8 protein-coding genes and 1 tRNA gene are annotated in these 6,085 nt (G+C 68.9%); 4 read left to right on the top strand and 5 right to left on the bottom strand.

What is annotated here, in order from left to right; all coding sequences use genetic code 11:
* The coding region (gene ndhC / locus Q0588_RS12750) for an NADH-quinone oxidoreductase subunit A (protein WP_298746717.1) at positions 1-344 on the bottom strand (344 nt) is incomplete at its 3' end.
* Positions 345-606: 262 nt separating this feature from the next.
* On the opposite strand from ndhC, the gene Q0588_RS12745 reads away from it, so the two are divergent.
* Positions 607-683 (top strand) — tRNA-Asp (locus Q0588_RS12745).
* Positions 684-762: 79 nt separating this feature from the next.
* Here the strand turns inward: Q0588_RS12745 and Q0588_RS12740 are convergent.
* Positions 763-1,122, bottom strand: coding sequence for a hypothetical protein (locus tag Q0588_RS12740; protein WP_298746715.1), 360 nt, complete (start codon positions 1,120-1,122; stop codon positions 763-765).
* Between the two features lie 240 nt (positions 1,123-1,362).
* Between Q0588_RS12740 and Q0588_RS12735 the strand changes: the two genes are divergently transcribed.
* The 3 genes from Q0588_RS12735 (at position 1,363) to Q0588_RS12725 (ending at position 5,063) form a co-directional block, all read left to right on the top strand.
* Entirely contained in the window at positions 1,363-2,955 is a 1,593-nt protein-coding gene (locus tag Q0588_RS12735; RefSeq protein WP_298746713.1) for a DEAD/DEAH box helicase, read from the top strand.
* Between the two features lie 226 nt (positions 2,956-3,181).
* On the top strand, positions 3,182-4,237 hold the full coding sequence (locus Q0588_RS12730; protein WP_298746710.1) for a GGDEF domain-containing protein: 1,056 nt from the start codon (positions 3,182-3,184) through the stop codon (positions 4,235-4,237).
* A gap of 31 nt (positions 4,238-4,268) precedes the next feature.
* Positions 4,269-5,063, top strand: a complete 795-nt coding sequence (locus Q0588_RS12725; protein WP_298746706.1) for a 1-acyl-sn-glycerol-3-phosphate acyltransferase — start codon at positions 4,269-4,271, stop codon at positions 5,061-5,063.
* On the opposite strand, the gene Q0588_RS12720 is transcribed toward Q0588_RS12725, so the two are convergent.
* The 3 genes from Q0588_RS12720 to Q0588_RS12710 form a co-directional block, all read right to left on the bottom strand.
* On the bottom strand, positions 5,041-5,397 hold the full coding sequence (locus Q0588_RS12720; protein WP_298746703.1) for a TfoX/Sxy family protein: 357 nt from the start codon (positions 5,395-5,397) through the stop codon (positions 5,041-5,043). The genes Q0588_RS12725 and Q0588_RS12720 overlap by 23 nt on opposite strands.
* A 2-nt stretch (positions 5,398-5,399) precedes the next feature.
* Positions 5,400-5,795, bottom strand: a complete 396-nt coding sequence (locus Q0588_RS12715) for an iron-sulfur cluster assembly accessory protein (RefSeq protein WP_298746700.1) — start codon at positions 5,793-5,795, stop codon at positions 5,400-5,402.
* 8 nt (positions 5,796-5,803) lie between these two features.
* Positions 5,804-6,085, bottom strand: a 282-nt coding sequence (locus Q0588_RS12710) for an SUF system Fe-S cluster assembly protein (RefSeq protein ID WP_298746697.1), incomplete at its 5' end; no start/stop codon positions are given.

Raw genomic sequence — 6,085 nt, 5'->3', positions numbered from 1 at the left:
TAGATGAAGCCGACGGTCAGCACGCCGAGGAAGACCATCATCGACCAGAAGGCGAACACCATGCCGGCCCGCGACAGGTCGAACATCGACACCGCCCAGGGGAACAGGAAGGCCACCTCCAGGTCGAAGATGATGAACAGGATCGAGACCAGGTAGAAGCGCACGTCGAACTTCATGCGGGCGTCGTCGAAGGCGTTGAAGCCGCACTCATAGGCCGACAGCTTCTCGGAATCGGGGTTCTTGGGGGCCAGCACCCAGGCCGCCAGCATGAAGCCGAGCCCGAGCGCCGCCGCGATCCCGAGAAAGATCACGATCGGCAGATATTCGAGAAGGAATGCGTTCATCCGTACGGGACCTCGTCCGCCGTTCAGGGAGGGGCGGATTCGGCGCTTTCTAGACCCGGAACCGCGCCCGTTCAAACCCATGCGGCGAAAGGTTCTTCTTGCGAGTGGTTCGCAGAAAATCCGGACTGCGACCCGACCCGGGCAGCGGCCTCCAGAGGCGTCGAAAACTGCTCAAGCCGCGCGCATCCTCGCTTGACAGTGCGCGGCGCCCCCGCCTAAACGACGCCCCTCGCCGCGACGCACTGCTTCGCGGCCGGAAAACGCGGGTGTAGCTCAGTTGGTTAGAGTGCCGGCCTGTCACGCCGGAGGTCGCGGGTTCGAGCCCCGTCACTCGCGCCATTCCCTCTGGCATGGACGTCAGGGAATGGCGCTCTCCGCTCCGTGAGCGGCTTCCGCCGATCCGAAGATTTCGACAGCCTCAGTTGCGCCCGGCGATCAGCACATTGCTGACGCGGCGGCCGAGGGGGTCGCGCGACTGCCAGGTCTCGCCGACGGCCGCGTCGATCATGGCGGTGCAGAAACGCGGGATCAGCACATGGGGCCGGATGTTGGTCAGGCAGAGCCGCCCGCCCTGCACGGCCCACCGCGCCGAGAGCCGGCGACCGTCGGAGAACTGGGCGGCGTAGGTGCCGTCCGGATTGAACCAGTGCTTCACCCAGCCGCCGTCCGAATAGCGCGACACCACCGTATTCCCGAAGGCGGCGTTGATCTCGGCCCGGCCCGGCCCGGCCGTCAGGCCGCAGGCCAGAACCGTCGCCACGGCAAGCGTGCGAAGCATGCGCCACCCCCTGCTCAACCCTTCCCCGGCCGGAACTATTAACAAGGGTTTAAGGAAAGCCAAGCCCCCGCGCCGGGGCCGCGAATAGTTGACTCTGGCGCAGGGGCTTCTATATGCGGCCCACGTTCGGGACAGGACTGGCGAATCCGCGCCGCCCGCTCGCCCAGAGACAGGGCGGTTCCGCACATCGCACGACGGCCCGATGCGCGGGGCGTCCTTCAGTACAGTCCCGAAGGATTCATGACCGAATTTTCCCAGTTGGGCCTTTCGCCCACGACCCTGCAGGCGGTCGCCGACACCGGCTACACGACCGCCACCCCGATCCAGGCCCAGGCCATTCCGGTGGCCCTCGCCGGGCGCGACGTGCTCGGCATCGCCCAGACCGGCACCGGCAAGACGGCGGCCTTCACCCTGCCCCTGATCGACCGGCTGTCGAAGGGGCGCGCCCGCGCCCGCATGCCGCGCGCCCTGGTGCTGGCCCCGACCCGAGAACTGGCCGACCAGGTCGCCTCCAGCTTCGAGAAATACGCCAGGGGCACCAAGCTGAGCTGGGTGCTGCTGATCGGCGGCGTCTCGATGGGCGACCAGGTGGCGGCGCTGAACAAGGGCGTCGACGTGCTGATCGCCACCCCCGGCCGGCTGCTGGACCTGTTCGAGCGCGGCAAGATGATGCTGAACGGCGTCGAGGTCATGGTCGTCGACGAAGCCGACCGCATGCTCGACATGGGCTTCATTCCCGACATCGAGCGCATCTTCAAACTGACCCCGCCGAAGCGTCAGACGCTGTTCTTCTCGGCCACCATGCCGCCCGAGATCACCCGGCTGACGACCCAGTTCCTCAAGGATCCGACCCGCATCGAGGCCTCGCGTCCGGCGATGACGGCCGAGACCATCACCCAGTATCTGGTGCGCATCCCCTCCAGCGATCCGAAGATGAAGCGGGCCGCCCTGCGGGCCCTGATCGGCCGCTCCGACGTGAAGAACGGCATCGTCTTCTGCAATCGCAAGTCCGAGGTGGATGTCGTCGCCAAGTCGTTGAAGCAGCATGGCTTCGACGCCGCGCCGATCCACGGCGACCTCGACCAGTCGCTGCGCACCAAGACGCTGGCCGCCTTCCGATCGGGCGAGCTCAAGCTGCTGGTCGCCTCCGACGTGGCCGCGCGGGGGCTGGACATCCCCGATGTCAGCCATGTGTTCAACTACGACGTCTCGCACCACGCCGACGACTATGTGCACCGCATCGGCCGCACCGGCCGCGCCGGCAAGACCGGCCAGACCTTCATGATCGTCACCCCGGGCGACGACCGGTCGCTCGACAAGGTGCTGAAGCTCATCAAGATGACCCCGGAGGAGCTGACGCTGGACGGCGCCGTCCTCGGCGACGGAGCGGCCCGTCGCCCGGACAGGGCCGACCGCGTCGACTCCGCCGACGAACGTCCGGCGCGCGCGCGGCGGACGCCGGCCCGGGCGGCGGAGCCGGTCGAGACCGCCGGAACCGCCGGAACTACCGAGGCCGTCGCCGAAGCCGCACCGGCCGCGCCGGCCGCGGAACCGGCCCCCGCGCCAGAAGGCCGGCCCCGGCGCAGCCGCGGTCGTCGCGGCGCCGCCGCAGCCCAGCCCGCCGCCCCCGAATCGCCCCCGTCCGCGGACGAGCCGCCGGCGGCTGCGGCCGAAGCGTCCGCCCCGGAGCGGCCGACCCGCGAAACGCACCTGCGCCAGTCGGATCGTCGCGGCGGGCCCGCCGCGACGGAGGCTCCGCGCAGCAACGGCCGTCCCTTCGGCGAGGCCGAAATTCCGGCCTTCCTGCGCCGCACCGTATCCAGCAGGGGCTAGAGCGAAATCGGTTTGGACGGCGATCGCGTCCAAACCCGGATCTTCGCTCCAGCCTTATACTGGAGCCTGATTCACGGCATCGGCGGAATCGCGAAGCGATTCCGCCTCAACCGATCAGGCTCTAGGAAAATCGGGCCGCCGCGCGGCCCGGTTTAACCGGGCGTTACGGAACCCCGGCCTAGTCTTCGGCGATCGGGTCGCCTGAGGCGGCCCCCAGAGGACGCCGATGACGGAAGCGGTCGAAACCACGCTGCGGGGACCCGAGGCCTATTCCCTGGCGCGTCGGGCCGTCGAGGCGATGGAGGCCGCGTCGATCTGGCCGACCCCGCTCAATTTCGAGCTCTGGCTGCAGTACCTCGGCGACCCCGAAGGGGCCCTGGGCCGAGAAATCCACCGCATGCTGGCCGCGGGCGAGCCGTTCACCGAGGAGGCGGCCGAGGTGCTGGCCGCCGAATACCTGCCGCGCGGCCGGCTGACCGAGGAGATCCGCGACGCCGGGCGGGTGCTCGACCGCGAACTGTCCAGCGTGACCGAAGCGATCTCGAAGGCCCACAAGGCCCAGTCCGACTACGGCCGCACCCTTGAGGGGGCCGCCGGAAGTCTGGAGTCCGCGCACGGCGCGCCGCAGCTGCGGGCCATCGTCTCGGGCCTGTCGAGCGCCACGCGAAAAATCCGCACGGACAACGAAACCCTGGAGAAGAAGCTCGAGCTGTCGACGCGCGAGATCGCCCGGCTCAGCGAACATCTCGAACAGGTGCGTCGCGATTCGATGACCGACGCCCTGACCAGTCTGGCCAACCGCAAGGCCTTCGACGAGCAGCTGGGCGGCGCCTGTGAAGTCGCCCTGGCCCAGGGCGCGCGGCTGTCGCTGGCGGTGCTCGACATCGACCATTTCAAGCGCTTCAACGATACCTGGGGGCACCAGACCGGCGACCAGGTGCTGCGCTATGTGGCCAGCGTTCTGGGCAAGGCCGCCAGCGGCGCGCGCCTCGCCGCCCGCTACGGCGGCGAAGAGTTCGCGATGATCTTCCCCGGCGAATCCCTGCCGGAGGTCGAGGCGGCTCTCGAACGGGTGCGCAGGGAGATCGGCTCCCGCTCGCTGCGCCGGCGCTCGACCAACGACGACCTGGGCGTGGTCACCGTCTCGATCGGTTTCGCCCACCACCGCGGCGGCGAGAGCGCGACCAGCCTGCTGGGCCGGGCCGACGCCGCCCTCTACGCCTCCAAACGCTCGGGCCGGAACCGGGTCACCTGCGCCGACTGGCTGAACGACGCCGCCTAGACCCCGCGCCGATTCGCGGCATAGTCGTCCGATGCGAAGCTTGGCCTTCCACATCGCCTACTGGGTCCTGTCGATCGGCTACACCCTGGCCGCCGTGATCGCGGCCCTGGCGCCGGGGCGGGCGGCCACCGGCTGGATCATCCGCCGCTATGTGAAGCGCATGGTCCAGGCCATGCGGCTGCTGGCCGGCATCCACATCCAGTACCGCGGCGAGGAGCGGCTGCCGGGCGGCGCCTTCATCATCGCCGCCAAGCACCAGAGCTGGGGCGACGGCTTCACCGTCTACGACCGCTTCGACGACCTCGCCTTCGTCACCGGCGACCACCTCGAGAAATTTCCGCTGATGGCCACGGTGCTGCGCAAGCTGGGGGCCATCGTGGTCAACAACTGCGGCGGCCGCGAAGCGCGCGAGGCGCTGCAGCAGCGCGCCGCCGACGCCCATCGCGACGGCCGCAAAATTCTCATCTACCCGGAGGGCAACCTGGCGAAGGTCGGCGAGAAATTCCGCTACCGCTCGGGCGTCTGGCACATGTACCGGGATTTCGACATGCCGGTCGTCCCCCTGGCCACCAACCTCGGCCTGTTCTGGCCGCAGGAGGCGTTCGAGAAACGCCCGGGTACGGCCACGCTGGAGTTCCTCGACCCGATCCCGACCGGCCTGCCCAAGGACGAATTCCTCGCCCGCCTCGAGGCGGCGGTGGAGGGCAGGACCGCCGAACTGGTCGCCGAGGCCACCGGGCGGCCGGTGACGCCGGCCGTTCAGGTCCCGACCCCGGACGAAGTGCGGCGGTCGCAAGCTCCGTCTATCGCTTCCGGGGCTTCTTGAGCGCCGCCTTGCGCCGCGCGGCCTCCAGCGATCTCCGGGCCCAGTCGACCGCCTCGTCGGGATCGTCGACGGCGCTGTCCGGAAGGCTCCAGTACGGCATGACCATGACCTTGCCGTCCTTCGCCGTATAGCTGATCTGGCGCGCGCCTTCGGCCTCCAGCGCCGGGCGGTTCTCCTCGTCGGCCTTCATCCAGATCACGCCGTCGTCCAGCAGGGCGAAGATCAGGCCGTCGGCATAGACGCCGGCGGCGCCGAACATCGGCTTGATCTCCATGGGACCCAGTCCGGAGAGATGCTCCCGGACCCAGGCCCCGAAGGCAGGATCATAGGCCACGGTCAGTCCGCGGTCCCGAGAGCCGGAACGATCGTCACGCTCTCGCCGCAGCCGCACGCATCGGTCTGGTTCGGATTGCGGAAGACGAATTTCGAGGCCAGCTTCGTGGTCTCGTAGTCGATCTCCGAGCCGATCAGGAACAGCACCGCCTTCGGGTCGATCAGGATGGTGACGCCCTTGTCCTCGACCACCTCGTCCAGCGGTTCGATCGCGTCGGCGTAGGCGAAGGTGTATTCCTGCCCGGCGCAGCCGCCGTTCTTGACGCCGACGCGGATGCCGACGGCCGGCGTGTCCGCCTTGGCCATGATCTCGCGCACCCGCTCCGCCGCGGCGTCGGTCAGCGACACCGCCTTGGGGCGCGGCCGGCGTTGACGGGTCGTGGTCTGAAGCTCGGTCATGGACGTCCTCAGAACATGTTCAGGGCCAGCTTGGCCTCGTCGCTCATCTTCGACGGATCCCACGGCGGGTCGAAGGTCAGGTCCGCCGTCGCCGACTTGACCCCCTCGACCTTCATCACCGCCTGCTCGACCCAGATGGGCATTTCGCCCGCCACCGGGCAGCCGGGGGCCGTCAGGGTCATCTCGACCCGCACGTCGAAATCGTCGGACAGGTCGACCTTGTAGATCAGCCCCAGCTCATAGATGTCGACCGGGATCTCCGGGTCGTAGACCGTCTTCAGGGCGGTGAT

The sequence above is a fragment of the uncultured Brevundimonas sp. genome (assembly GCF_937870815.1).
GTDB lineage: Bacteria > Pseudomonadota > Alphaproteobacteria > Caulobacterales > Caulobacteraceae > Brevundimonas.
Note: the sequence above shows the minus strand (reverse complement) of the source record. Positions and strands in the feature narration are given on the sequence as shown.